Below are 26,011 nucleotides of genomic sequence, written 5' to 3'. Positions count from 1 at the left end.
CCCGGAGTTTTCCCCATGCACAAGACCCTGGTCCTCGCCCTGGGCCTCACCGCCGCCGCACCGGCGCTCGCCGCCGGCATCGAGGTGGACATCGAACTGCCGCGCATCGACGTGGCCGACTTCCGCCGCCCCTACGTGGCCGTGTGGCTGGAGCGGCCGGACAACACCGTGGCCGCCAACCTGGCGGTGTGGTACGGCATCAAGATGCGCGACGGCGAAGGCACGAAGTGGCTCAAGGACCTGCGCCAATGGTGGCGCCGCAGCGGGCGCGAGCTGGCGGTGCCCGTCGATGGCGTGACCAGCGCCACCCGTGCGCCCGGCACCCACCGCCTGAGCTTCACCGCCGGCGAGGCGCCCCTGGGCAAGCTGGCCGCGGGCGAGTACCGCCTGGTGGTCGAAGCCTCCCGCGAGCACGGCGGACGCGAGGTGCTGAACGTCCCGCTCACCTGGCCGCCGGCTGCCGCGACCAGCGCCAAGGTGCAAGGCAAGCACGAACTCGGCACGGTCGCCGTGCAGCTCGTTCCCTGATCCGCTCTCCGTCAAGACTCCGCCAAGAGGAAAAAACGATGAATCTGCGCAAAAGCTCCGCCCTCGCCGCCCTCGCCCTGGCCCTCGGCGCCCCGCTGGCTCAGGCCCACGAAGTGTGGCTGCTGCCGTCCTCCACCGTGCTCTCCAAGGCCGGCTACATCACCGTGGACGGCGCCGTGTCCAACGACCTGTTCTATTTCAACCACCGCCCGCTGATGGTGCGCGACAACCTCTTCATCACCGCACCGGACGGCAGCGCCGTCCAGCCGGAAAACCTGGTGCAGGGCCAGTTGCGCACGGTGTTCGACGCCAACCTGCAGGCCGACGGCACCTACCGCCTGGCCATGGTGAATTCCAGCCTGATGGCGAGCTGGAAGGAAGGCACGGAAACCAAGCGCTGGCGCGGCCCGAAGGCGGATCTGGCGAGCAAGGTGCCGGCCGACGCCGCCGAGCTGGTGGTGCGCGAGGGCGTGTCCCGCGTGGAAACCTTCGTCACCGTCGGCAAGCCGAGTGCGGTCAAGGCCACCGGCCAGGGCCTGGAGCTGGTGCCGGTGACCCACCCCAACGACCTCTACGCGGGCGAGGCCGCCACGCTGGCCTTCACCGTGGATGGCAAGCCCACGGCCGGTGTGGAGGCGACCCTGATCGCCGGCGACACGCGCTATCGCGACGAGCTTGGCAAGGTCAAGCTGGTCACCGACGCCCAGGGCCGCTTCACCCACACCTTTGCCGAGCCGGGGCGCTACTACCTGACCGCCATGATCGCCGGCCCCAGCAGCGGCGATCAGAAGATCGAGCGCCGCCTGTCCTACACCGCCACGCTGGAGGTGCTGCCGCAGTGACGCCGTTCGCCCCGAGCCAGTCGAAGGGCGGGGTGTGTACTCCCTCCCCTTCAAGGGGAGGGTCGGGGTGGGGATGGGTTTATCGCCAGTCTGCACCGAACCCCATCCCCCTCCTGACCGTCCGGGGCAGGCTTTGCACAGCCTGCCCGTTCAGCCGGCGCGAAGCAGTGCTTCGCGAAACCCCGGCTTCGCCCCCCTTGAAGGGGGAGGGACGAAGCCTGCATCCGGCCGCATGATCACCCTGGAACTGCCCCGCCTGGCCGCCGCCGCGGGGGTCGTGGCGGCCTATGCGGCCCTGTGCCTGCGGGTGCGCACGAGTTTCCGCAAGCGCCACGGCACGGCCGCGGCTGCCGGTTCCGGCACCGTGCTGGTGGCCTATGGCAGCCAGAGCGGACTCGGCCGCGAACTGGCCGAAGAGGCGGTGCGGGCGCTGGGCGCCGCCGGGGTCGGGGCGCGCCTGGCGGCCCTGGGCGAACTCTCCGCGGCCGATCTGCAGACCTGCGGGAAGGCGCTCTTCGTCGCCAGCACCACCGGTGAAGGCGATCCGCCGGATAACGCCGCCGCCTTCGTGGACCGGATCATGGGCGGCCGACCGCAGCTCGGCGCCCTGCGCTACGGCCTGCTGGCCCTGGGCGACCGCTCCTATGCGCGTTACTGCGCCTTCGGCCGCGCGCTGGACGGCTGGCTGCGCGACTGCGGCGCCGCGGCGCTGTTCGAGCGCGTGGAAGTGGACCGCGCCGACCCGGCGGCGCTGGAAACCTGGCGCCACCGCCTGGCGAGCTTCGCCGGCCTGGCGGAGCCGAACGGCGCCGTTGCGCCGGTCATGGGCTACTGGCGGGTGCGCGCCAGCCGCCACCTCAACCCCGGCAGCGCCGGGCAGCCGGTGCATCACGTGGAACTGGAAGCGGTCGCGGGGCCCGAGGCCGACGCCGCGTCCGTAGCGCTGCCGCGGTGGGAGGCGGGCGACCTGCTGCAACTCGTCCCCCCGGGCGCGGACGCCCGCCCGCGCGACTACAGCATCGCCTCGCTGCCGGAAGACGGCGCAGTGCACCTGCTGGTGCGCGTGATCCGCGGGCCGGACGGCGAGCCGGGGCGGATGTCGTCCCTGCTCACCGGCGCGGGGGCATCCGGCAACGTGTTCCAGGGGCGCATCCGCGCCCATCCGAATTTCCGCCTCGGCGACAACGCCGCCCGCCCGCTGATCCTGGTGGGCAACGGCACGGGTCTCGCCGGCCTGCTGGCCCTCCTGCGCCAGCGCGCGCGGCGGGGCGACGGGCGCAACTGGCTGGTGTTCGGCGAGCGCAACGCCGCCCACGACGGTTTCCACGCCGACGAACTCGCCGCGCTGGAACGGGCCGACCTGCTGGCGCGCTGCGACCGCGTGTTCTCCCGCGACGGTTCGTCCCCCGAATACGTGCAGCACCGCCTCGCCCGCGCCGCGGACACGCTGCGCGAATGGGTCGCCGGGGGCGCCGCCATCTACGTGTGCGGCAACGCCGTGGGCATGGGGCCGGCCGTGCACGACACCCTCGCCGGCATCCTCGGCGCCGGACGGCTCGCGCAACTGGCGGCCGCAGGGCGCTACCGGCGGGACATCTACTGATTCACCGAGCAACCATCAAGGAGTCCAGATGAAGAAGATCCTCACCCTCGCCGCCCTGGCCGCCTGCACCGCGCTGGCGCCCGCCGCCCACGCCGCCGATCCCCAGCCGCCGCGCGTGGACCACTACCAGGCCAAGAAGGGCGGCAACATCGAGGAGACCGTGGCCATCCTGCGCGACGCCAACAAGAAGCTGGCCGAACTGCTGGCGGGCGAGGTGGGCGAGTACGACATGCACGACATCCACAGCCTGTGCTACACCATCGAGGATTCGCTGAAGGCCATCAACGCCGAACTGCGCTCCCTCTCCGAAACCGCCGCGGACCTCCATTTCGCCACCGAAGGGCAGAACCGGGACGCGGTGATCGATTACGGCGACGCCTATCTGTCGGGTGTGCGCAAGATCATCGCCGAGTAAACCGGAACACACCCGTGGGAGCGGGCTTGCCCGCGATGGGGCGGTTCGGGGTGCCGAGGACGCAGCAATCGCGGGCAAGCCCGCTCCCACTCCTCGCCCAACCCACGCTACAGCACCGCCAGGAAGGCCTCCAGCGCGTCGAGTTCCTCCGGCGTCAGGTCCAGCGGCCGCAGCAGTTCCGAGGTCTTCGGGAACAGCGGGTCGCGGGCCTGTTCCGCGTTGGCCGGTTTGGGCTGCGGCATGCCGGCGTTGTACATGTTGAGGATGCCGCGCAGGCTGGGAAAGCGGCCGTTGTGCATCCACGGGCCGGTGTGCGCCACCTGGCGCAAGGTCGGCGTGCGGAAGCGGCCCACGTCGACGGGATCGCCGGTCACCCCGTAGCGTCCCAGGTCCTCGTACTGCCGGCCGTACCAGGTCAGTCCCAGGTTGTGGAAGCGGTTGTCCGTGAGCAGCGGGCCGTCGTGGCAGGTCATGCAGCGCCCCTTGGTGCGGAACAGGTGCAGGCCGAGCAGTTCGCGGTCGTCGAGTGCGCCGCGCTCACCGGCCAGGAAGCGGTCGAAGCGCGTTTCGGGCGGCAGCAGCGTGCGCTGGTAGGCGGCCAGCGCGGCGGCGATGCGGGCCAGGGTCACCGCGCCCTGGCCGTTCCCGGCGGACTCGCCGGCGAAGGCGCGGGTGAAGGCGGCCTCGTAGTCGTCGAGGGCGGCGAGCTTGCCGGGCAGTTCGTCGAGGGGCATCGCCATCTCGTCCGGATGGGCGATCGGTCCGCTGGCCTGCGCTTCCAGCGTGGCGGCGCGGCCGTCCCAGAACAGCGCGGGGGCGTGTGCCGCGCCCAGCACGGTGGGCGCGTTGCGCGTGCCCAGCCGGCCCTCGTGCCCGGCCGACACGGCCTGGGTGTCGGCAAAGCCGTGGCCGGGGCGGTGGCAACTGACGCAGGCGAGCAGGTCGGAGCGCGACAGGCGCGGATCGAAGAACAGCCGTTCGCCCAGCGCCGCGCGGGTGGGCTGAGGAGCCGGTGCGGCCAGCGTACCGACTGGCGCCATCTCGCGCCAGTCCGTGCGATCCACGCCCTGGGGCGGGGGCCAGTGGGCGATGTCGCGGGTGTAGACGGCGCGCAGGCAGGCGGCATCCCAGCCGTCGTCGGGCAGGGTACAGGCCGCCGCCGCGGGCCAGGCCAGCAGCGCGCCGGCCAGGGCGGCGAGTCGGGCACCCCGGCGGCAGGCGCGGCGGATGAGCGGATGGGCGGGCGGTTGTTTCATGTCGTGGAGATGTCCGGCAGGATGGGCGGCGCCCGGCAAGCCGGGCGCCGCCGCGGTGGGCCTAGAAGCGGTAGCCGAGTTCGAGCCAGAACTGGCGGCCTTTTTCGTAAACCAGTTCGGTGCCGCTGTTCTCGATGTCGTTCTTGCGGTCGAGCAGGTTCTCGATGGTCAGGTTGACGAAGGCCTCCTGCCCCTGCGTGACCGGCAGGCTCCAGTTCAGGCGCAGATCCCAGGTGATGGCCTTGCCGAACTTGCGCTTGTCCCAGATGCGCGCGGTGCCGTCGCCGTGGGGCACGGAGACGCCGGTGTCCACCATCTTCTCGAAGCCGTCGCGGATGCGGAAGAAGTTGCCGATGGTCAGGCGGGCGGCGGGGATCTCGGTGTTCACCAGCAGGCGGGCGCTCCACGGGCGGGTGTAGTTCTGCGCGGGGCGCTCGGCCCATGGAATGGCCTTGCCGTCGTAGATGATGGTGCGGCTGAGGTCGCCGGAGATGTCGTTGAGGGTGTCGGAGTAGTCGGCGTGCGACGTCTCCAGGTCGGTGTGGTCGACGCTGAACATCAGCGTGGTGGAGGTGTTGCCCAGGCGGATCGGGCGGTCGCTTTCCACGCTCAGCGCCCACGTCTTGGCGTCCGAGTAGCCGCTGTTGTCCCAGTAGTAGTTGGCCGCGGAACGCAGGTGCAGCACCATTTCGTCGCGGCTTTCGCGCAGCACGCGCTTCAGACTCCAGGTATGCCCGAGCCATTGCTGGCTGATGCCGATCATGCGTTCGTCGTCGTAGGGCACCTTCATGTCGCCGAGCTGGTACCACCTCCAGTTGGTCGCCATCACCGGCGCGGCCCAGTCGTTGAGCAGGCCTCCGCTCATGGTGCGGGTCTGGGAGGAGCTTTGCAGCGCGAGACGCTTGGCCTGCGCGTAGTAGGCCATGAAGTTGCGGCTGTAGTAGCGGTTGGCGCCCATTTCGAGGCGGGTGAGGCCGTTGCCGAAGACGTCCCAGAACAGCGCCGAGCGGGGCGCCAGGGTGGCCTCGGGGGCGAGGTCGTCGTTGTCGTAGCGCGCGCCGAGGCGCAGGCGGAAGTCTCCCAGGCGCATCTCGTCCTGGATGAACAGCGCGCGGTTGGTGTTGGAGACGTCGAACTCGCCGGCGAAGTAGATCAGGCGGCTGGCGAGGTACTGCCCCGCCCAGGTCGGCGCGTTCCACGGCGAGGACAGCGAGCAGGTCTCGGTATCGACGCCGCCGCCGACCATGTTGCAGGTGTTGGTGTTGATCGAGGCGGTGTATTGGGTGTAGGTCGTCTTGCGATGATAGGTCTGCTCCTGCCGGAGCAGTTCGACGCCGGCCTGGAGGCGGTGCTCGACGCCGAGCAGGTTGATCGGCTCCCAGTCGGCCTTGCCCTGGTAGGTGAGCGTTTCCTGCTCCTGGTCGATGTCGCCCCAGCCGCCTTCGTAGCTCATCCAGCCGGTGGCGCCGGTGCCGGTCTGCACGCCCCAGTCCTTGTCGGCGGAACGGCGCCAGGCCTTCCAGGTGGTGCTGTCCGCGTCGCGCGAGCTTTCCACCCTGTTCCAGCTCAGGCGGTGGCTGAGCTGTGCGCCGCCCAATGCATGTTCCAGGCCGAGGTTGATGCCGTGGCCGCCGCTCTTCAGTTCGAAATCCGAATTCTTCGCGTTGGAGATGAAGTACTGCCCGCTGGTGGGAGCGTAGAGCAGGGAGAGGTCGCCCCTGAGGTCGCCCTGGGGCGTCCAGAAGCCGCGCACGTAGAAGGCGTCGCTTTCGCGGCGCTGGGTCTTGCCGTTGCTGTCGGAGGCGCTGGTCCGCCCGCCCGAGTAGCCGCGCAGCGGAATCTCGGAGGTCTTGCGCACGAAGCTGGCGATCAGGCCGATCTCGTCCGACGGTTTGCCCTGCAGCGCGGCGCGATAGGTCCATTTGTCGAATTCCGACTGGGCGTCGGCATCGGCCGATTGGGGATATTCGACTTCCTGCGTTGGGGTGAGGTGGTACTCGGTCCATGCCGAGCGGGTGCGCTCCACCGAGACCTGGCCGCCGAAATCGCGCGTCGGTGCGCAGGTGTCGGCGGCGATCACGCCACCCGAGAAGCGGCCGAACTCGGCAGGCACGTTGGCGTCGCGCACGGTGATGCTGCACAGCAGGCTGGTGTCGATGGCGAAGCCCTGGCTGGCGGATGGCGGCGCGGAGTTGTTGTTGGAGCCGGTGGTGCCGTCGGCAGCGCGCTGGGCGGGGTTGATGTCGTTGTTGAGGGACATGCCGTCCATCAGGTACAGGTTGTTGTAGAACTTCGAGCCGTGGATGCTGATGTCGGCCGGGTCGATCTCGCCCTGGCGGCCGGTGTGCAACTGGCCGTTGTCGAAATGCACGTTGGGCAGCACGCGCAAGGCGCTGCCGATGTCGCCGTTGCCGCGGCCCACCGCGTCCAGCGTGCCGCGGCCGATGACTTGGGTGCCCAGGGATTCGGCGGCGGCATGCACCCTCACTTCGCCGAGTACGTGGGGAGACTGGCGCGGCGCCGGACGCAGCACCCAGGTGCCGGTGGCGTCGCGCACCGCCTCCAGGCCGCTGCCGGCAAGCAGCAGCGCGAAGCCGTGGGCGACGTCGTAGCTGCCGTGCAGGCCGGGGCCGTGGCGGTCGCCGAGCAGGGCGGCGTCCGCTGAAAGGGCCACACCGGCTTCGGCGGCGAAGCGGGTCAGCGACGAGGACAGCGGGCCGGGCGGGATGTCGTAGCTGCGGATGGCCGCCTGGGCGGGGCTCTCCTGCTGCGCGCGTGCCGGCACCGGCAGCGCGGCCGTGGAAGCGCACAGGAGCAGCGCCGGCAGGGCGGCACGCAGCGCCCCGGCGATGGGGAGGGGGGCGGAAGTCTGGAGTCTGGGCATGGTTCCGGTCCGTCGTTGTGTGAGCGGGTGTTCACAACGGATGCCGGAGGAGGGGCAAAAAAGGGAACCGTGCCGGATGCGTTCAGCGTGCCTCGATGCGCCAGTGCCGGTCGGCGATCACGTGGACGCGGACCGGCAAGGCTGCCTGCAGCGCGGCGATGCAGCGGCCGAAGTCGTGCACCGGCTCGCGCATCGGATACACGCCCACCAGGCGCAGTGCGGCGACCTCGGGGGCCACTTCGAGCTGCAGCGGCACGTAGCGCGCCAGTTCGGCAACGAAATCGTCCAGCCGGCGGTCTTCCGCCACCAGCAGGCCGCGCGACCAGCTTTCCCGCGCCCGGGCCGCCACCGCCGGCGCATGGACCGTCCGGCGGTCGAAGCGGGCCTGCTGCCCGGCGCCGAGCACCTGGGCGGGGCCGCCGCGCGGCGCCACGTCCACCGCGCCATCGAACACCGAGACCAGTGTGGCGCCGTCTTCCAGGGTTACCGAGAAACGGGTTCCCAGCGCGGTGAGGCGGCCGTGCAGGGTGTCCACCACCAGCGGCCGGGGCGGCTGCTGCGGATCAGGCGCGGTATGCACCAGCAGCTCGCCGGCGTGCAGCGCGATGCGGCGCAGGTCCGCGCCGTAGTCGATGTCCGCCGCGCTGGCGGTGTTGAGCCACAGGCTTCCGCCGTCCGCGAGCCGCAGTTCGCGCACTTCGCCGACGGTGGTGCGCTCGTCCGCGGTCCATGCGGCCAGTGCGGCCAGGCGGCGGTCGTCGAGCAGATGTTCGCGTGCGAGCAGCCAGGCGCCCAGCAGCGCCACGCCGCCGCCGCCGAGCACGCGCAGCGCCTGCCGCCGGCCGCGCGAGGGCGTCCGGCGCAGCGCCGCATGGGCCGCGGCCGGGCTGCCGGCCTGCAGTTCGGCGAAACGCTGGCTGACGGACTCCACCCGCTGCCAGGCGCGCCGATGCGCCGCGTCGGCTTCCAGCCAGGCCTGCCAGCGCTGCCGTTCCGTTTCGGTGGTGCGGTGGTCGGCCAGTACCGCGAACCACTGCGCCGCCTGTTGCAGCACGTCCTGGGTGAGGGGGCCGTGGTCGGCCGCTGCGGCAGGCTCAGCCGCCATGGCCGCCGCCGTCCTCGAGCGCCAGCACGCAGGCCAGCATGGCCTGCGCCATGTACTTCTTGACCATGCGCTCGGAGACGCCCAGCCGCGTGCCGATTTCGCGGTAGCCGAGGCCGTCGAGCTGGGAGAGCAGGAAGGCTTCGCGCACCTTGGGGCGCAGTCCGTCGAGCATGGCGTCGATGCGCAGCAGGGCTTCGACCGCGAGCGCGCGGGTTTCGGGGGAGGGGGCCTGCGCTTCGGGCAGATGGGCGACGGCCTCGGTCCATGCCTGTTCGATGTCGCGCCGGCGCCAGTGGTCGATGACCAGGCCGCGTGCGATGGTGGTCAGGTAGGCGCGCGGCTCGTCCAGGCGTTCGACCGGCCGCCGGTTGCCGAGCAGGCGCAGGAAGGTGTCGTGCGCCAGGTCGGCGGCGTTGTGCGGGCAGCCCAGGCGTGCGCGCAGCCAGCCCAGCAGCCATGGATGGTGCTGGCGGTAGAGGTCGGTGACCGTGCCGGCGGGCGCATCCATGGAGGGCGCTCAGTTCGCCAGACTGCCGTCCGGCAACAGTTCCCGGTCGCTCAGCGCGCCGTAGGCGGCCCAGTCGCCGATCAGCTTGTCGGCGGTCTCGCGCACGCAGGCGGGCAGGCGCGGGTCGGCGCAGACGATGCGCAGGTGGTCCACCACGGCGTCCGCCACCGCCGCGCTGTGGGTGGCCGGAAAGCGGGACATCAGATAGAGCACGGCCGAGAGCGCGAGCTCCGGCCGGCTGGTGTATTGCGGGCCGTCGGCGGCCCGCTCCTCCCGGGTGGCGAGCGCACCCATCACAGCCGCACCGCGTAGTACTCGACCACGTGCTGGACCTCGATGGGGAAGGGCACTTCCGAGGCGTCGGGCAGGCGGGTGACGGTGGCGCTCACCGCCTGTTCGTCGAAGTTCAGCCACTCGGGGCGGGTCAGCGCCGGTTCGGCCAGGCACTCGGCGGTGGCCGGGATGCGCCGGCCCTTTTCGGTCAGCGCGATGGTGTCGCCCGGCTTGATGCGGATCGACGGGATGTTCACCGAACGCCCGTTGAACAGCACGTGGCGATGGCGCACGAGCTGGCGGGCGGCCACCGCGGTGGGGGCGAAGCCGGCGCGGAAGACGAAGTTGTCCAGGCGCCGCTCCAGCAGCTCCAGCAGCTTGTCGCCGGTGGGCGCCTTCGACCCCTTGGCCTCGCGGAACAGGCGCTGGATCTGGCGCTCGGACAGCCCGTAGTTCAGGCGCAGCTTCTGCTTTTCCATCAGCCGCAGGCCGTAGTCGGACTTGCGCTTCTGCTTCATGCCGTGCTGGCCGGGCGGGTAGTTGCGCTCGTCCGGCGCCTTGCGCGACAGGCCGGGCAGCGCGGTGCCGAGGGCGCGCAGGACTTTCAGGCGGGGGCCGGTATAGCGGGACAAGGGGGTACTCCTGGCAAAGATAGAAATGAGAACGAATCTCATTTTAATCCTGTCCGGAGTGCCGTCAAGTCCCTCGTTTGCGCCGGGGCGAGGGCGCCGGAACGGAATTGATGGGCATCAAGTGAAAATGGTTCGCATTTCCACATGATCCGTCCATTCCTGAAACCCGGCCAGCCAGCCCGTCGCCAGCCAGCCTTGTCATCCCCCGGAGAATGCGATGAGATTGCGCCCCCTTGCCCTGGCCTGCCTGCTGTTTCCCGCCCTGCCCGCGCTGGCCGACACCCCCGCCGACAGCGTGCTGGGCGAGATCAGCGTGACCGCCAAGGGTTACGCTGCCGACGAACTGGAAACCCCCGCCGCCACGCTGTCGCTGACGCGGGACGAGCTGCTGCGCCGCGGCGCCGACAACCCCGGCGAGGCGCTGCGCGGCGAACCCGGCCTGGCCGTGTCCGGCGACAGCGCGCAGGGGCAGAACCCGGTGATCCGCGGGCTGAAGAAGGAAAGCGTGGTGCTGCTGGTGGATGGCATCCGCTTCAACTCGGCGCAGCCGGCGGGCGCCATCGCCTCCTTCATGAGCCTGCCCCTGGCCGAGCGGGTCGAGGTCGTGAAGGGCCCGGCCTCGGTGCTGTACGGCAGCGGCGCGCTGGGCGGGGCGATCAACGTGCGCCTGCCCCAGGCGCGCTTCGAGCCGGGCATCGGGCTGGACACCGCCCTGTCCTGGGACAGCGCCAGCCGCGGCACCCGCGCCACCGGCGTGATGAACGCGGCCAACGAGGACCACGCGCTGATGCTGGGCGCGTCGATCGCCCGCATCGGCGACTACGAGGCGCCCGACGGCCGCGTGGACGACACGGGCTACGATTCGGACAGCTTCATCGGCCAGTACCGCTTCCGCCTGGACGCGGCCAACGAACTGCGCGTGGCGCTGCAGCAGCACACCGACGAGGACGTCTGGTACCCCGGTTCCACCAAGAACCATCCGCACCCGCAGGTGCGCAGTACCACCGTGCATTCGCCCAAGCAGGAGCGCCTGCTGGCGGAGGTGGGCTACAGCCGCAAGGGTGCGGGCGAAGCGCCGGTGAACCTGGACCTGCGCGCCTACCGCCAGGAGATGAAGCGGCAGATCTTCTCCCGCGCCAACGGCCCCCTCGGGCGCGACATCTCGGAGACCCGCGTGAGCTTCACCACCGACGGCATCGACGCCCGCGCCGACTGGCTGGCCCATCCGCAGCACCTGCTGTCCTTCGGCGTCAACGCGTGGCGCATGGAAGCCTCGCCCGAGCGCCTGCAGCCCACGCCGGCCACCAATCCGGCCAATCCCCTGGGGCGCAACGACCCCTTCGACGACGGCCGCATCGAGGCGCTGGGCCTCTACCTGCAGGACGACATGCGTTTCGGCGCGCTCAACGTGGTGGCCGGGCTGCGCCACGACAGTGTCAAGGGCAGTGCCGACGCGGTGGGCAATCCGCCGGTCAGCGAGGGCCTGACGCGCCGCGACCGCATGTGGTCCGGCTCGCTGGCGGCGATCTACGAGGTGACCCCCCTGCTGCGCCCCTACGTGAATCTCTCCCGTGGCGTGCGCGCCGGCGAGATGCGTGAGCGCTTCGAGTCCTCGCCCCGCGGCGACGGCTACTTCTACGTGGGCAACCCGCGCATCGAGCCCGAGACCGCCACCCAGTTCGAGCTCGGCCTGAAGGGCGCGGACGGCCGCTTCGACTACAGCGTGGCAGCCTACCGCACCCGCATCGACGACTACATCACCGGCCTGGACATCTCCGGCACGCCCGGCGCGGCGGCGATCTGCGGCGCGGCCAACGCGGCGGCATGCAAGCGCACGGTGAATCTCGGCAAAGTCACGCTGAAGGGCCTGGAAGCCCAGGGCCGCTGGCAGTTCGCGGATGGACACTGGGCGAGCGCCGGGCTGTCCATCGTGCGCGGCACCAACGAGGATCTGGACGAGCCCCTGTTCCAGATGCCGGCCGATGAACTCAGCCTGGGCTGGGAAGGCCGCGTGGCACCCGCATGGACGCTGGACGCCACGCTGCGCCTGGTGCGCCGGCAGGATCGCGTCGCCACCGTGTTTGCCCGTGGGCTGGAGGACGAAACCCCGGGCTTCGCCACCGCCGACCTGGGCGCCACCTGGCGCCACGGCGCGCACAGCGTGCGCGTGGCGCTGAAGAACGTGGCCGACAAGGGCTATCACGAGCACCTGACCGAGGGTCTTTCCGGCGAGGAGATCCAGGCTCCCGGCCGCAGCCTGTACGTGGCCTGGAATGGGAAGTTCTGATGATGAAGGCCATGGGTGGATTCCAGGTGCTGCTGCAGGCTCCGCCGCTGCGCCCCCTCTCCCCCGGCCCCTCTCCCGCGAGGGGAGAGGGGAGTTTCGCCTCCGGAACGTCCGGCCGGCGCCGGTTTTCTCCCTCTCCCCTCGCGGGAGAGGGCCGGGGAGAGGGGGCCGTTCCGTGGTGGCGCCGAGCCTGCTCCCTGCTCTGCGCCCTCGCCTTGCTGCTGCCATCAGCGGCACAGGCCGAAAAGCTCCCCCGCCTGGTGCTCGCCGGCCCGGCTGCGGCGGTGTCCTTTCCGCTGGTGCGCATGGCCGAATCCGGCGCGCTGGCCGATCTCGCCGAGCGGGTCGAGTTCGTGCTGTGGCGCGATCCCGACCAGTTGCGCGTGATGGCGCTGGAAGGCGGCGCCGACGTGCTCGCCGTGCCCACCAACGTGGCCGCCAACCTGTACAACCGCGGCGTGAAGCTGAAGCTCGCCAACGTGTCCACCTGGGGCATCCTGTGGCTGGTGTCGCGCTCGGCGGAACTGAAGACGCTGGCCGACCTCAAGGGCGAGGAGATCGCCATGCCCTTCCGCGCCGACATGCCGGACATCGTGTTCGGCGTGCTCGCCGCGCGCCAGGGCCTGGACCCGCGCCGCGACTTCCGCCTGCGCTACGTGGCCACGCCCATGGATGCGATGCAGCTCCTGATCGCCCGCCGCGTCGACCATGCCCTGCTCGCCGAACCGGCGGTGTCCATGGCGCTGCGCAAGACCAAATCCTTCCCGGTGGGGCTGATCGCCCCGGAACTGCACCGCAGCATCGACCTGCAGGCCGAATGGGGCCGTGTGCTGCAGCGCCCGGCGCGCATGCCCCAGGCCGGCATCGCGGTGATGGGCGCGCGTGCGGACAACCCCGCCTTCGTCGCCCGCATCCAGGCGGCCTACGCCGAGGCCCTGCGCGGCTGCCTGGCCGAGCGCGCAGCCTGCGCCCGCAGCGTGGCCGCCCGCATCGACCTGCTGAGCGCGGAGGCGGTGGCCGACGCGCTGGCGGTGAGCCCGCTGGAAGCCGTGCCCGCGCCCGCCGCCCGTGCCGAGCTGGAGTTCTTCTACGGCGTGCTGGCCGAGCGCAACCCGGCGCTGATCGGCGGCCGCCTGCCGGACGACGGCTTCTACGGCGAGGGGCGATGAAAGCGGCGGCGCGCTGGCTGGCGGGGCTGCCGGCCTATCTGTGGAGCGGCTGGGGCGCCGCCGCCTCGCTGCTGCTGTGCCTCGCCCTGTGGGAATGGGCCGCGGGCCTCTACGGCGACCTGATCCTACCCGATCCGCGCGCCGCCCTCGCCACGCTGGCGGGCCTGTTCGCCGACGGCAGCGCGTGGCCGGAACTGCTGGTCACCGCGCGCCGCGCGCTGGCCGGCTTCGCGCTGGCGCTCGCCGCCGGCAGCGTGCTGGGCGTGGCCGCCGGCCTGTCCATGACCGCGGCCATGATGGCGCGCCCGGTGGTCACCGTGCTGATCGGCACCCCGCCCATCGCCTGGCTGGTGCTGGCCCTGCTGTGGTTCGGCGCGGGCGACGGCACGCCGGTGTTCACGGTGTTCGTCGCCGCCTTCCCGGTCGTCTTCGTCGGTGCCCTGCAGGGCGCGCGCACCGTGGACGGCCAGCTCGCGGAACTGGCCGCCGCCTACCGCGTGCCGCTGCCGATGCGGCTGGCGGACGTGTACCTGCCCCACGTGCTGTCCTATCTCTTCCCCGCCTGGATCACCGCGCTGGGCATTTCGTGGAAGGTGGTGGTGATGGCCGAGCTGCTCGCCACCAGCGACGGCGTAGGCGCCGCGCTGGCGGTGAGCCGCGCGCACCTGGACACCGCCGCCACGCTGGCGTGGATCCTGGCCGTGGTCGGGCTGCTGCTGGCCGTGGAATACCTGCTGCTGGAGCCGGTGAAGCGCGAGGTCGAGCGCTGGCGGGGCGCGGCATGACCCGGGCCGCCGCTTCCCCCCGTCTCGCCGCGCACGGCGTGGGCCACGCTTATGCGCTGCGCACCGTGCTGGCCGGCATCGACTTCGATCTGCCCGCCGGCCGCGTGGCCGCGCTGGTAGGGCCTTCCGGCTGCGGCAAGACAACCCTGCTGCACCTGGTCGCCGGCCTGCTGCCGCTGCGGGAGGGGCGCATCGAGTCGGACTTCGCCACGCCGGCCTGCGTGTTCCAGCAGCCGCGCCTGCTGCCGTGGAAGAGCGCGCTGCACAACATCGCCTTCGGTCTCAAGGCCCAGGGCGTGGCGCGCCGCGAGCGCGAACGGCGCGCCCATGAGCTGGGCCTGCGGGTGGGGCTGGCGGCGGAGGACCTGGAGAAATTCCCCCACCAGCTCTCCGGCGGCATGCAGAGCCGGGTCGCGCTCGCCCGCGCCCTGGTCATGGCGCCGGACCTGCTGCTGCTCGACGAGCCCTTTTCGGCGCTGGACGTGGGCCTCAAGGCCGAACTGTACGCGCTGCTCGCCGAACATCTCGCCGGACGCGGCATGGCGGTACTGATGATCACCCACGACCTGATGGAGGCGGTGCGCCTGTCGGACGACGTGCTGGTGATGGCCCCCGACCCGGGGCGCATCGTCGCCCGCTTCGAACTCGCACGCCCGGCGGCGAGCCGGGACGACGCCTTCGTCTATCACCGCACCGCGGAACTGCTGCAGCACGCCGTGGTGCGCGAGAGCTTCGGCCTGCCGCCGCTGCCGGCCGCCTGTACTACGCCGGACGGCGCGGCGGCGGGCGGGCTGCGCGTCGTGGCCCGCGGCGGCCACCCGCCGCCGGCCCACAGGGGGCTGCAATGCTGAAGGCCCGCCTGGATGCCCTGCTGCTGTGCGGCTTCCGACCCTTCTTCCTGTTCGCCGCGGCCTGGGGCGCGCTGGCGCTCGCCGCCTGGCTCGCCGCGCTCGGCGGCGCGCTGGGCCTGCCCGAGGTGGCCGGCGGCGCCGTGCTCTGGCATGCCCACGAGATGGTGCTGGGCTTCGGCGGCGCCGCGCTGCTGGGCTTCCTGCTCACCGCGGTGCCGGAGTTCACCGCCAGCGCCGCGGTGCCGCGCACCCAGGTGGCGGGGCTGGCCGCCCTGTGGCTGGCGGCGCGCGCCGGCTATCTCGTCGGCGGCACGGCCGGACAGTGGCTTGCCGCAGTGGCCGAATGCGCGTTGCTCGCGGGTGCGCTGACGGTGGCCGCGCCGCGCCTGTGGCGCGACCCGGCGCGCCGCCATCTCGCCTTCCTGTGGGGGCTCGCCGCCCTGCTGGCGTGCACCGCGGGCTTCCATGCCGCGGCCCTCGGCGGCGGCGCGCCGCTCCCCTGGCTGCACGCCGCCGTGGGCGTGATGATGGCCTTCATCGTCGTCGCCCTGTCGCGCATCTCCATGCGGGTGGTCAACGCGGCGCTGGAAGAGCGCGGCGACACCGCGGCCGAATACCTCGCCCGCCCGCCGCGGCGCAATCTCGCCATTTTCTGCATCGTGCTCCACGCGGCGGCGGAATTGGCCGGGACCACGCTGGGCGCGCCGGCGGCGCCGGTGGCCGGATGGATCGCGCTGGCCGCGGCCGCGGCGCTGCTGAACCTGACCAGCGACTGGCACCTGGGCCGGGTGCTGTTCGCCCGCTGGGTGTTCATGCTCTACCTGGTGTACTGGCTGATGGCGGCGGGCTACCTGCTGCTGGGGCTCTCCGCCCTGGGCGTGGCACTGCCGCCTTCCGCCGGCCGCCATCTGCTGATGGCCGGCGGCATGGGGCTGTCCATCTTCGCGGTGATGAACATCGCCGGCCGCATCCACGCCGGTGTGGAGCCCGAACGCGGCACCTGGGTGCCGCTGGCGGCCGCCATGCTGGTGGCCGCGGCCCTGCTGCGCGCGGCCACGGGGCTGCTGCCGCAGTCCGCCATGGCGCTGTTCGCCGCCTCGGGCGCGCTGTGGATCGCCGTCTTCGCCCTGCACTTCGCCCGCGCCTGGCCGCTGCTGTCGCGTCCGCGCCGCGACGGACAAGCGGGCTGCGCGGGTGTGGCGGAAGACAGGCTCTAAACCCCGAGGCAGGCCCGCTGCCATCCCGTGTCGCATGGATGTTTGTCGGAAGTGTGGCTTTTTTGCCGCATCGCGACGATAATTTTGCTACTGAGACTGGCTATCATTAACATTTACGCAAGCCGAATCCCCCTGTCAGCGTGAGGGTTTCCTGGCAGGTACTCGCGCCCCTTTTGGATGACACAGGAGAGGGATCAAATGCGTAATCTGAACAATGGTATTGCCCTGCTGGCTGCGATGCTGTTCGGTGCCGCGGGGCCGGTCCGTGCCGAGAGGCCGATGAACGTAGACGATGCAGGCACCCTGGACAAGGGCGGCGCGAAGCTGGAGTTCGGCTGGGCCAAGGACGACGAGACGCGGGGCATCGAAGGCGCGGCGGGTTATGCGCCCATCGACAACCTGGAACTGGAGATCGGGCTGGGCCGCGCACGCGACCATTCGGCCTCGCCCACGGAAACCATCCACGGCCACGGCCTGGCGGTGAAATGGGTGCCGCTGCAGGCCGAGACCGGGCTCTCCGCGGGCCTGAAGTACGAGTACGGCCGGGACCGCGTGGAAGGGGTGTCGACCCGCGTGCATGCGCTGTCCGGCCTGCTGACCTGGGCCTTCGGCGGCGGCCAGTTGCTGCACGTGAACCTGGGCCGCGAGATCGAGCGGGAGCGCGGCGACAGCGAGGAGGCGAACACCTGGGGCGCGGGCCTGGACCTGCCGCTCACGGAGCAGTTCCACGTCGTCGCCGAGACCTTCGGCGCCGAGGGCAGCGGCCCGGACCGCGCCGCCGGCCTGCGCTACGAGATCGCCGAGGGGCTGAAGATCTCCGGCGCGGTCGGCCGCGGCAACCACCGCAACTTTGCCAATGCGGGCATCGCCTGGGAGTTCTGAGTTGCCCACCGTATCCCCGAACCAGGCCGGACGGCACTCCGCCCGCCCGGCCTGTTGACCGACAACCCATAACGGAGATGACCTGATGCGTCTGATCACCCTGGTTTCCGCGCTTGCCGCGCTGCATTTCTCCACCGCCACGCTGGCCGCCGAGCCGGTGAGCGCCCCGCGCGTGCTCGCCCACTACGGCGAGCTCGTCCATGCCAGCTACGCCGACGCCCACGCCGGCGCATTGAAGCTGCAGCAGGCGGTGGATGCCTTCGTCGCCGCGCCCTCCGAGGCCGGCCTGCTGGCGGCGCGCAAGGCCTGGCTGGAGGCGCGCGAATGGTACGGCCAGACCGAAGCCTTCCGCTTCTACGGCGGCCCCATCGACGGCGAGGACGGCCCCGAAGGCCAGATCAACGCCTGGCCCATGGACGAGTCCTACGTGGACTTCGTCGAGGGCGCGCCCGCGGCCGGCATCATCGCCAACCGTGCCGTCCCCATCGATGCCGAGACCCTGGCCGGCCTGAACGAAAAGGACGGCGAGGAGAACATCTCCACCGGCTGGCATGCCATCGAGTTCATGCTGTGGGGGCAGGACCTGTACGAGGACAGCCCGGGCCGCCGCGCGTACACCGACTTCGTGGACGGCCAGGCCCCCAACGCCGACCGCCGCCGCACCTACCTGAAGGTCGTCACCGAACTGCTGGTGAGCGACCTGGCCGGGCTGGTGGACGCCTGGGCGCCCAACGCCGACAACTACCGCAAGAGCTTCGTCGCCGACGAGGCCAACCTGGCCAGGGTAATCTCCGCCATCGGCATCCTGTCCCGCGGCGAACTGGCCGGCGAGCGTATCGAAGTGGCGCTCGACTCCCAGAACCAGGAAGACGAGCACTCCTGCTTCTCCGACAACACCCACCGGGACATCGTCGCCAACGCCGCCGGCATCCGCAACGTGTGGCGCGGCCAGTACACCCGCACCGACGGCAGCGTGCTGAAGGGGCCGGGCGTGCGCGACCTGGTGGCGGCCAAGGACAAGGTGCTGGCGACCCGCGTCGACGGCCAGATCGGCGCGTCGGTGAAGGCCGCCGAGGCCATCCCCGCGCCCTTCGATCAGTCCATGCTGGCCGGCAACCCCGGCCGCGCGAAGATCGAGGCCACCGTCGCCGCCCTCAAGGCGCAGACCGAAGGCCTGGTGGAAGCGGCCGCCGCGCTCGGCATCAAGCGCCTGAACACCGCGCTGCCCGAGTAAGCTGCGCCTCCCCCGCGCGCGGACGGTGGAACGCCGTCCGCGCGCTTTCACATCCATTCCCCGTCGCCCCCAATGACCCTGAAACGCCTGCTCCTCGGCTGCGGCACGCTCGCCGCAGGCATTGCCCTCGCCGCCAACCTGCCCGCGCCCGCCGACTACGAGCCCGGCGAGGAACTGCCCGGCGGTGCCACCACCACCTCCGACCACGGCCGCAACGCCTTCTCCTACCCGGCGGCCAACCTGTCGGTGGACCGCCAGACGCCGTTCTTCATCGGCAACTCCTTCTTCAAGAAGAACTGGGTGGGCGCGCCGGCCTCCACCACCGGGCGCGACGGCCTGGGGCCGCATTTCATCGCCCGCGCCTGTGCCGGCTGCCACGCCATGGACGGCCGCGGCGCGCCGCCGGCGGTGGACGACAAGGGCGTCAGCACCGAACAGCCGGTGGGCCTGCTGCTGCGCCTGTCCATTCCCGGCGACGGGGGCAAGGACGGCGTGGTGCCGGAGCCGACCTACGGCGGGCAGTTGAACAACCTGGCCCTGCCCGGCGTGCGCGCGGAAGCGCGCATCACCGTGCGCTACCAGGAGATTCCCGGCAAGTTCGCCGACGGCACGCCTTACAGCCTGCGCAAGCCGGTGTATGAACTCACCGACCTGGGCTACGGGCCCATGCACCCGCAGACGCTGATCTCGCCCCGCATCGCACCCCAGGTCATCGGCCTGGGCCTGCTGGAAGCCATCCCCGAGGCCCGCCTGAAAGAAATCGCCGCGCGCCAGGCCGCAGAAGGCGCGGGCATCTCCGGGCGGCCCAACCGGGTGTGGGACGCCAGCCGCCAGGACTGGGTGGTGGGGCGCTTCGGCTGGAAGGCCAACGTGGGCACTGTCGCCCACCAGACCGCCGGCGCCTTCGTGGGCGACATCGGCATCACCTCGCGCCTCTTCCCCCACGAGGAATGCACGGCCGCCCAGGCCGACTGCCGCGCCCGCCAGCAGCAGGAAGATGCCTGGCGCACCGAGCGTGGCGAACACCGTACCGACATCGACGACCGCTCGCTGGAACGCACCATCTTCTACACCGCCACCCTGGCCGTGCCGGAACGGCGCAACCCGCGCGACCCGCAGGTGCTCGCCGGCAAGCGCATCTTCCACGAGGCGCGCTGCGCCGCCTGCCACGTGCCCAGCCACGTCACCGGTGCACTCAAGGACTTCCCCGAACTGTCCGGCCAGACCATCTGGCCCTACACCGACCTGCTGGTGCACGACATGGGTGAGGCGCTCGCCGACAAGCGCCCGGATTTCGCCGCCGACGGCCGTGAATGGCGCACCCCGCCGTTGTGGGGCGTGGGCCTGATCCCGGCGGTCAACGGCCACCAGTACCTGCTGCACGACGGCCGCGCCCGCGGCGTGCTGGAAGCCGTGCTGTGGCACGGCGGCGAGGCGGAAGCTTCGAAACAGCACGTGCTGGGCCTGAGCAGGGAGGCGCGCGAGGTGCTGGTGAAGTTCGTGGAGTCGCTGTGATGCGCGCCGTCGTCCCTCTCGCCGCGCTGCTGCTCGCCTGCCTGCCGCCGGCCGCCGGTGCGGCCGCGCCCGCGCCCTACGTGCAGCCCTCCCAGTGGCTCACCGCACTCGCCCAGCAGCGCCTGGCGCCGGGCTATACGACCCTGGCCGGGCGGGTCGATGCGCTCGCCGAGGCCCTGGACGCCGCCTGCGCCGGCCAGCCGGAAGCCGCCGCGGCTGCCCGCGAACGCTGGCGGGAGGCCGCGCTCAGCCTGCGCGCCCTGAGCCCGCTGCCCTTCGGCCCGGTGCTGGAAACCCGCGTGCTGCGCCGCATCGACTTCTGGCCCACCCGCCCGGCCCAGATCGAGCGCTCCATCGCCCAGTACGCCGCCAAGCCGCAGGACACCGCGCGCATCGGCCTCTCCGCCCGCGGCCTGCCGGCCATCGAATACCTGCTCTTCGACGCCGGCCGTGCCTCGCTGGCCGAAGACGCCGCGGCCTGCCGCTACACTGCCTGGCTCGCCCACGACGCCGCCGCGGCGGTGCACGAGACCGCCGCCGCCTGGCCCGCGTGGGTGGACGGACTGGCCGAAGCCGACGCCGAGCGCGATGCGCAACTGATCCGCGACGGCATCAACATCCTCATCGGCAGCACCGAGGTGCTGCGCCTCAAGTACCTGGAAAAGCCCCTGCGCCACCGCGCCGGCCCGCCCGAAACCGACGCCTGGCGCAGCGGCGCCGGGCGCGCCGCGCTCACCGCCTATTTCGACGGCCTGCGAGTGGGTCTGCAGGGCGGCGAGGGCCTGTACGGCCTCACCGCGGTGATGCGCGGCCGCGGCCTGCTCGTGCTCGCCGACCGCCTGGATACGCAGATAACTGCGACGGCTGCGGCGCTCGCCGCGCTGCCGGAAGACTTCGGCGCCGAAGCCGCGCGCCCGGCGGCCGAGGCCCTGATGACCGAACTGGGCCGCCTGCAGCGCCTGCTGGCCGAGGACGTGGCCGACGCCATGAAGGTCACCGTCGGCTTCGGGGAAAGCGATGGGGACTGAGGGAACGTCATGCGACACCGTTCGCCCTGAGCCCCTCGACTGCGCTCGGGACAGGCCTGTCGAAGGGCGGTTCTCGGTGGCACCCAGGCCCTCCCGCCGCCGCCTGCTCGGCGCCCTGCCCGCGGGGCTCCTGTTCGCCCACCTGCCCGCGCCCGTCCGCGCCGCGCTGGCCGCCCCGGAGCCCGCGCTCCTCACCTGCTGGGCCGATTCGCCCACCCGCCCGCGTCGCTTCTTCGCCGGGCGCAGCGATGCCGTGGCCGGGGCCGTCGAGTTGCCCGAGCGGGGCCACGACATCGCCTGGCATCCCTCCGGTGACGGTTCGGCCGTGGTCGCCGCGCGCCGCCCCGGCCGCTTCCTGCTGCGCTGGGACGTGGCCGGCGGCCGGCGGCTGGCGGAATTCGACGTCTACGACGCGGACGAGGACATCCGCCTCGAAGGGCATCTCGCCTTCAGCCGCGACGGCCGCCTGCTGTTCGCCACCGAAAGCGAACTCATCGACGGCCAGGGCAGGGTGGGCGTGTACGACGCCCGAACCCTGGAACGCCTGGCCTCCTGGCCCACCGCCGGCATCGGCCCCCACGCCGTGTTCCCGCTCGCCGACGGCCCCCTCGCGGTGGCCAATGGCGGCATCCTGACCCTGCCGGAAACCGGGCGCCTCAAGCACAACCTGGACCGCATGGACCCTTCCCTGGCCGTGCTCGACCCGGCCGACGGCCGCGTGCTGGCCCAGTACCGCCTGCCGGACCCGTGGATGAGCGTGCGCCACGTGGCCCAGGCGGCCGACGGCCGCATCGCGGTGTCGCTGCAGAACGAGGCCGCGGATGCCGCCACGCCGGACTACGCCCGCCCGCTGTTCGCCACCGTGGAAGACGGCGCGCTGCGTTACGGCGCCGCCACGCCCGAGGCGCTGGCCGCCTGCGGCCCCTATGCGGGGGACATCGCCGCGGTGGACGGCCCGGCCGGCACCGTGTTCGCGGTGAGCTGCAGCGTGGCCGGCACCCTGGCCCTGTGGCATGCGGACGGCCGCTACGTCGGCCATCTGCCCGCGCCCGGCGTGTGCGCGCTGACCGTGGCCGATGGCGGCCTGCTCGCCACCGGCGACGGCGGTGAACTGTGGGCCGTGGCCGCCGCCGAGGCCCGCACGCAGGCCCGCTGGCCCCACGCCTACGCCTTCGACAACCACGCCCGCCCGGCCTGAGTACGGCGCGGGGCGCCCCCTGTGGGAGCGGGCTTGCCCGCGATTCCGACCTTGGTTTCCCGGAATCGCATCGCGGGCAAGCCCGCTCCCACGGCCCATGCGGATGCCGGATCGACTGTATAGGTCTATCATTCGGCCATCCCCCTGTCAGCCGCCCGCGGAGCCCAGCCATGAAAGGAAGCAAGAAAGTCCTGTCCACCCTCAACGCGCTGCTTGCCGATGAACTGGCCGCGCGCGACCAGTACTTCATCCACTCCCGCATGCTTTCCGAGTGGGGCCTGGAACACGCCGCCGCGCGCATCTCCCACGAGATGGAAGACGAAACCACCCACGCCGACGCGCTCATCCGCCGCATCCTGTTCCTCGAAGGCACGCCGGCGATGACGCCGTCCGGCCTCACCATCGGCAAGGACCTGCCGGACATCTTCACCAAGGATCTGGCGGTGGAATACACCGTGATCAAAAACCTGCGCGCGGCCATCGCCCTCTGTGAGACCGAACAGGATTTCGTGACCCGCGAGATCCTGGAAAAGATGCTCGACGACACCGAGGAAGACCACGCCCACTGGCTGGAAAAGCAGCTCGGCCTGATCAAGCTGGTCGGCCTGCAGAACTACCTGCAGTCGCAGATGCAAGTCTGAGGCCGCGCCGCCATTCCGCCGGGCCGTCCGCCCGGCGGCGCATCGCCCCCACAAAGAGAACAGGAGGAGAGCCATGAGCACCGTGACCCTGGCCGGCAACCCCATCGAAGTCGCCGGCACCTTCCCGGCCAAGGGCGCCGCCGCGCCCGCGCTGCGCCTCACCGGCGCCGACCTGCAGGACGTGGGCCTGGACGCCTGGGCCGGCAAGCGCAAGGTGCTGAACATCGTGCCCAGCCTGGACACGCCGATCTGCGCCACCTCCACGCGCAGGTTCAACGCCGAGGCCTCCGGCCTCGCCGACACCGTGGTGCTGGTCGTCTCCGGCGACCTGCCTTTCGCCGCCAAGCGCTTCTGCGAGACCGAAGGGCTGGCCGATGTGCATACCCTGTCCACCTTCCGCCATCCCGAGTTCGCCCGCGACTGGGGCGTGGCCGTCACCACCGGACCGCTCGCGGGCCTTACCGCCCGCGCCGTGGTGGTGCTGGACGCCGCCGACCGGGTGATCCACGCTCAGCTCGTGCCCGAGATCAAGACCGAACCCGACTACGCCGCCGCGCTGGCCGCGCTCGGCTGAGGCCGTAAACCCGGGGGAACGGGAGCGCCCGCCCTGCGCGCCATGCTCTTCGAAGCGCCCGGCGCGCCGCTGCGCCCGGCCGAGCGCCCGGTGCCGCAGCCGGCGGCCGGGCAGGTGCTGCTCAAGGTGGAAGCCTGCGGCGTGTGCCGCACCGACCTGCACCTGGTGGACGGCGAACTGCCCAACCCGCTGCTGCCGGTGGTACCCGGCCACGAGATCGTCGGCCGCGTCGTGGCGCTCGGGCCGGGTGTGACGGCTTTCCGCAGCGGCCAACGCGTCGGCGTCCCCTGGCTGGGATGGACCTGCGGCGAATGCGACTACTGCCGCGCCGGGCAGGAAAACCTGTGCGACGCAGCCCGCTTCACCGGCTACACGCTGGACGGCGGCTACGCCGAATACACCGTGGCCGACCAGCGCTACTGCTTCGCCCTGCCCGACGGCCCCTCCGCCGCCGGACTCGCCCCCCTGCTGTGCGCCGGCCTGATCGGCCACCGGGCGCTGACCATGGCCGGCGACGCGCGCCGGGTCGGCCTCTACGGCTTCGGCGCCGCGGCCCACATCGTCGCCCAGGTGCTGCGCCACCAGGGCCGCCCCTTCTACGCCTTCACCCGCGCGGGCGACACGGAAAGCCAGCGCTTCGCCCGCGAACTGGGCGCGGCCTGGGCCGGCGCCAGCGCCGAAGCCCCGCCCGAGGCCCTGGACGCGGCGCTGATCTTCGCCCCCGCCGGCGAACTGGTGCCCGCCGCGCTGCGCCGCGTGCGCAAAGGCGGCACCGTGGTGTGCGCCGGCATCCACATGAGCGACATCCCCGCCTTCCCCTACGACATCCTGTGGGGCGAGCGCGTGCTGCGCTCGGTGGCCAACCTCACTCGCGCCGACGGCACCCGCTTCTTCGAGATCGCCGCCGCCACGCCCATCGCCACCCACGTCCAACCCTGGCCCCTGGAAGCCGCCAACGAGGCGCTGGACGCCCTGCGCCGCGGCGCCATCCAGGGCGCGGCGGTGCTGGTGCCCTGAGGGGGACCAGGCCCTGACGCTCGAATGCCCTGGCCTCCACGGTCCAGATTGACAATGTGTAGCCGTGCGGATACGGTTACGCCATGATCGAGATTCGGAAAACCGAGGTCTTCGCCCGATGGCTCGACGGCCTCCGTGACATCCGGGCGCGGGCGCGAGTCCAGGCAAGGATCGAGCGTCTGGCTGCCGGAAATCCGGGCGACGCAAAGCCTGTCGGCGAAGGTGTTTCCGAGTTGCGAATCGACTGCGGCCCCGGTTACCGGGTGTATTTCAGACAGCGTGGGCGCGAACTGATCATTCTGCTGGCGGGTGGAGACAAAAGCACTCAAGCCAAGGATATCGAGGTAGCCCTGCGCCTCGCCCGGAACCTTTCGGAGTAGCTGCCATGACCAAGACCACGACCACCCGCTACGACGTTGCGGAGCACCTGAGGACGCCTGAGGAAATGGCGGCCTATCTCGAAGCCTGCCTTGAAGAGGCGGACGGCGATGCTGCCTTCGTCGCCAAGGCTCTTGGCGACATCGCGCGTGCCAAAGGCATGGCCCAGGTGGCCCGCGACGCCGGCCTGTCCCGCGAAAGCCTGTACAAGGCACTTTCCGGTGAACGCAGCCCTAGCTTCGACACGATCCTCAAGGTGGTCGGTGCGCTGGGATTGAAGCTGCATGCGGAGGCGGCGCATACCTGACGAGCAAGATGAGGGGGTGGAATCCTAAGGGAGATCACTCCGATCCGTCGGGTGCTGCCCATCGACGCCCCGGACGTCCACCGCGCCGGAGACGCGCCGAACTTGTCCAGCGCCTCGTCACGCTGGACGTCGTCATTGCGAGAAATGCGGGGCGGGTCAGGCTCAAGCCGGTGGTGTTGGACGCCTGACCGAGCTTGCTGTTGCGGAATCAAGGCCGTACTAAATTGGAGATTCCATATTTCTTGCAGATTCTGCAATCTCATGAATAATTGAATTCAAGCATTCGGAGACTAGATCGCCTTTCTTTTCCTGTGGCATATCCATATATGATCTATTACTCACGGATGTATGTGCAAATACCTTTCTTGTGACATTGTCACCGTACCTCAAACTGGCATCTACCTCGCAAATATGCTTTCGGTCTTTGAATACCGTCGCGATGCCTATGATTGGTATCATGGCGCCTCCGTGGAGTTGCACCAAAATACGCGCATCAAGGACCGTAACTTCTATATTCGGATAGTTATTTGCCAAATCTGGGGCCAAGCGTTCTGTGAGGTGTGATACCACAAGATGTCGGAAACTAGGATTAGTCGCTGATTTCGGGAGAATTAAGTAGTCTTGGGTATCTACCGAAGTAATCCTATAGTCGGTTGTGTCGTTGACGAAGTCATGAACAATGACCCGTCCTGCGGGAAGAAGGATGCTGTTACCCTTCAATGTGCTTAAGTCGGGTGCGGGAGTGGCACAACCAGATGCTGCAATCGCGAGTGCGGCACATAGCGGAGCAACGGTGAGTTTGGCGGGAACAGCAAAGACAGTGTGATCACACTTTGACGCATGAGAGCTATTCATCTGTTTCCTCATGATGACAAATGTAAG

26 protein-coding genes are annotated in these 26,011 nt (G+C 70.9%); 19 read left to right on the top strand and 7 right to left on the bottom strand.

The features are described from left to right. The first annotated feature begins 15 nt into the window (after nt 1-15). From E6O51_RS18725 to E6O51_RS18710, 4 genes are all read left to right on the top strand, one after another. On the top strand, nt 16-528 hold the full coding sequence (locus E6O51_RS18725; RefSeq protein WP_136386540.1) for a DUF2271 domain-containing protein: 513 nt from the start codon (nt 16-18) through the stop codon (nt 526-528). Between the two features lie 38 nt (nt 529-566). Next, nucleotides 567-1,370 (top strand): DUF4198 domain-containing protein, encoded by an 804-nt coding sequence (locus tag E6O51_RS18720; RefSeq protein WP_136386539.1) that lies wholly within the window; start codon nt 567-569, stop codon nt 1,368-1,370. Nucleotides 1,371-1,602: 232 nt separating this feature from the next. Then, nucleotides 1,603-2,973: an NADPH cytochrome P450 oxidoreductase family protein gene (locus tag E6O51_RS18715; RefSeq protein ID WP_136386538.1), complete on the top strand. Its 1,371-nt coding sequence runs from the start codon at nt 1,603-1,605 to the stop codon at nt 2,971-2,973. Between the two features lie 28 nt (nt 2,974-3,001). Further along, on the top strand, nt 3,002-3,388 hold the full coding sequence (locus tag E6O51_RS18710) for a DUF6746 family protein (protein WP_136386537.1): 387 nt from the start codon (nt 3,002-3,004) through the stop codon (nt 3,386-3,388). A 107-nt stretch (nt 3,389-3,495) separates the two neighbouring features. On the opposite strand, the gene E6O51_RS18705 is transcribed toward E6O51_RS18710, so the two are convergent. From E6O51_RS18705 to rpsD, 6 genes are all read right to left on the bottom strand, one after another. Next, entirely contained in the window at nt 3,496-4,644 is a 1,149-nt protein-coding gene (locus E6O51_RS18705; RefSeq protein ID WP_136386536.1) for a cytochrome-c peroxidase, read from the bottom strand. 61 nt (nt 4,645-4,705) lie between these two features. Beyond that, complete coding sequence (locus E6O51_RS18700; RefSeq protein ID WP_136386535.1) at nt 4,706-7,528, bottom strand: TonB-dependent receptor; 2,823 nt, start codon at nt 7,526-7,528, stop codon at nt 4,706-4,708. 82 nt (nt 7,529-7,610) lie between these two features. After that, nucleotides 7,611-8,633, bottom strand: coding sequence for a FecR domain-containing protein (locus E6O51_RS18695; protein WP_136386534.1), 1,023 nt, complete (start codon nt 8,631-8,633; stop codon nt 7,611-7,613). After that, complete coding sequence (locus E6O51_RS18690; RefSeq protein ID WP_136386533.1) at nt 8,623-9,141, bottom strand: sigma-70 family RNA polymerase sigma factor; 519 nt, start codon at nt 9,139-9,141, stop codon at nt 8,623-8,625. The genes E6O51_RS18695 and E6O51_RS18690 overlap by 11 nt, the downstream gene beginning before the upstream one ends. Before the next feature lie 9 nt (nt 9,142-9,150). Then, nucleotides 9,151-9,435 carry a hypothetical protein gene (locus E6O51_RS18685; protein WP_136386532.1) on the bottom strand — a complete coding sequence of 95 codons (285 nt, stop codon included), beginning with the start codon at nt 9,433-9,435 and terminating at the stop codon, nt 9,151-9,153. Then, the gene (gene rpsD / locus E6O51_RS18680) at nt 9,435-10,046 is read right to left on the bottom strand and encodes a 30S ribosomal protein S4 (RefSeq protein WP_136386531.1); all 612 of its coding nucleotides are present in this window, start codon (nt 10,044-10,046) and stop codon (nt 9,435-9,437) included. Before rpsD ends, E6O51_RS18685 begins: the two co-directional genes overlap by 1 nt. 217 nt (nt 10,047-10,263) lie before the next feature. Here rpsD and E6O51_RS18675 point away from each other — a divergent pair, with 217 nt between their 5' ends. From E6O51_RS18675 to E6O51_RS18605, 15 genes are all read left to right on the top strand, one after another. Then, nucleotides 10,264-12,333 carry a TonB-dependent receptor gene (locus tag E6O51_RS18675; protein WP_136386530.1) on the top strand — a complete coding sequence of 690 codons (2,070 nt, stop codon included), beginning with the start codon at nt 10,264-10,266 and terminating at the stop codon, nt 12,331-12,333. 215 nt (nt 12,334-12,548) lie between these two features. Then, a complete protein-coding gene (locus E6O51_RS18670; RefSeq protein ID WP_330997923.1) occupies nt 12,549-13,502 on the top strand; it encodes an ABC transporter substrate-binding protein in 954 nt (317 codons plus the stop codon). Continuing rightward, complete coding sequence (locus tag E6O51_RS18665; RefSeq protein WP_136386529.1) at nt 13,499-14,287, top strand: ABC transporter permease; 789 nt, start codon at nt 13,499-13,501, stop codon at nt 14,285-14,287. The genes E6O51_RS18670 and E6O51_RS18665 overlap by 4 nt, the downstream gene beginning before the upstream one ends. After that, nucleotides 14,284-15,138, top strand: coding sequence for an ABC transporter ATP-binding protein (locus tag E6O51_RS18660; protein WP_136386528.1), 855 nt, complete (start codon nt 14,284-14,286; stop codon nt 15,136-15,138). The genes E6O51_RS18665 and E6O51_RS18660 overlap by 4 nt, the downstream gene beginning before the upstream one ends. Then, nucleotides 15,132-16,355 (top strand): NnrS family protein, encoded by a 1,224-nt coding sequence (locus E6O51_RS18655; RefSeq protein WP_136386527.1) that lies wholly within the window; start codon nt 15,132-15,134, stop codon nt 16,353-16,355. Before E6O51_RS18660 ends, E6O51_RS18655 begins: the two co-directional genes overlap by 7 nt. Nucleotides 16,356-16,553: 198 nt before the next feature. Beyond that, on the top strand, nt 16,554-17,237 hold the full coding sequence (locus E6O51_RS18650; protein WP_230976848.1) for a hypothetical protein: 684 nt from the start codon (nt 16,554-16,556) through the stop codon (nt 17,235-17,237). Between the two features lie 85 nt (nt 17,238-17,322). Beyond that, nucleotides 17,323-18,471, top strand: a complete 1,149-nt coding sequence (locus E6O51_RS18645; RefSeq protein ID WP_136386525.1) for an imelysin family protein — start codon at nt 17,323-17,325, stop codon at nt 18,469-18,471. Between the two features lie 72 nt (nt 18,472-18,543). Then, nucleotides 18,544-19,986, top strand: a complete 1,443-nt coding sequence (locus E6O51_RS18640; protein ID WP_136386524.1) for a di-heme oxidoreductase family protein — start codon at nt 18,544-18,546, stop codon at nt 19,984-19,986. Then, nucleotides 19,986-21,014 (top strand): imelysin family protein, encoded by a 1,029-nt coding sequence (locus tag E6O51_RS18635; protein WP_136386523.1) that lies wholly within the window; start codon nt 19,986-19,988, stop codon nt 21,012-21,014. The genes E6O51_RS18640 and E6O51_RS18635 overlap by 1 nt, the downstream gene beginning before the upstream one ends. Before the next feature lie 76 nt (nt 21,015-21,090). Continuing rightward, complete coding sequence (locus E6O51_RS18630) at nt 21,091-22,212, top strand: DUF1513 domain-containing protein (RefSeq protein WP_168735333.1); 1,122 nt, start codon at nt 21,091-21,093, stop codon at nt 22,210-22,212. Nucleotides 22,213-22,382: 170 nt separating this feature from the next. Then, nucleotides 22,383-22,853: a bacterioferritin gene (gene bfr / locus E6O51_RS18625; protein WP_136386521.1), complete on the top strand. Its 471-nt coding sequence runs from the start codon at nt 22,383-22,385 to the stop codon at nt 22,851-22,853. Nucleotides 22,854-22,926: 73 nt separating this feature from the next. Further along, the gene (tpx, locus tag E6O51_RS18620) at nt 22,927-23,427 is read left to right on the top strand and encodes a thiol peroxidase (protein WP_136386520.1); all 501 of its coding nucleotides are present in this window, start codon (nt 22,927-22,929) and stop codon (nt 23,425-23,427) included. A 42-nt stretch (nt 23,428-23,469) separates the two neighbouring features. Continuing rightward, the gene (locus E6O51_RS18615; protein WP_230976847.1) at nt 23,470-24,444 is read left to right on the top strand and encodes a zinc-dependent alcohol dehydrogenase family protein; all 975 of its coding nucleotides are present in this window, start codon (nt 23,470-23,472) and stop codon (nt 24,442-24,444) included. An 83-nt stretch (nt 24,445-24,527) separates the two neighbouring features. Beyond that, nucleotides 24,528-24,824: a type II toxin-antitoxin system RelE/ParE family toxin gene (locus E6O51_RS18610; protein WP_136386518.1), complete on the top strand. Its 297-nt coding sequence runs from the start codon at nt 24,528-24,530 to the stop codon at nt 24,822-24,824. 5 nt (nt 24,825-24,829) lie between these two features. Next, nucleotides 24,830-25,129: an addiction module antidote protein gene (locus E6O51_RS18605; protein ID WP_136386517.1), complete on the top strand. Its 300-nt coding sequence runs from the start codon at nt 24,830-24,832 to the stop codon at nt 25,127-25,129. A gap of 219 nt (nt 25,130-25,348) precedes the next feature. On the opposite strand, the gene E6O51_RS18600 is transcribed toward E6O51_RS18605, so the two are convergent. Next, complete coding sequence (locus E6O51_RS18600; RefSeq protein ID WP_136386516.1) at nt 25,349-25,984, bottom strand: hypothetical protein; 636 nt, start codon at nt 25,982-25,984, stop codon at nt 25,349-25,351. Nucleotides 25,985-26,011: the final 27 nt, after the last annotated feature.

The sequence above is a fragment of the Pseudothauera rhizosphaerae genome (assembly GCF_004801305.1).
In the GTDB taxonomy this organism is placed as follows: domain Bacteria; phylum Pseudomonadota; class Gammaproteobacteria; order Burkholderiales; family Rhodocyclaceae; genus Pseudothauera; species Pseudothauera rhizosphaerae.
Note: the sequence above shows the minus strand (reverse complement) of the source record. Positions and strands in the feature narration are given on the sequence as shown.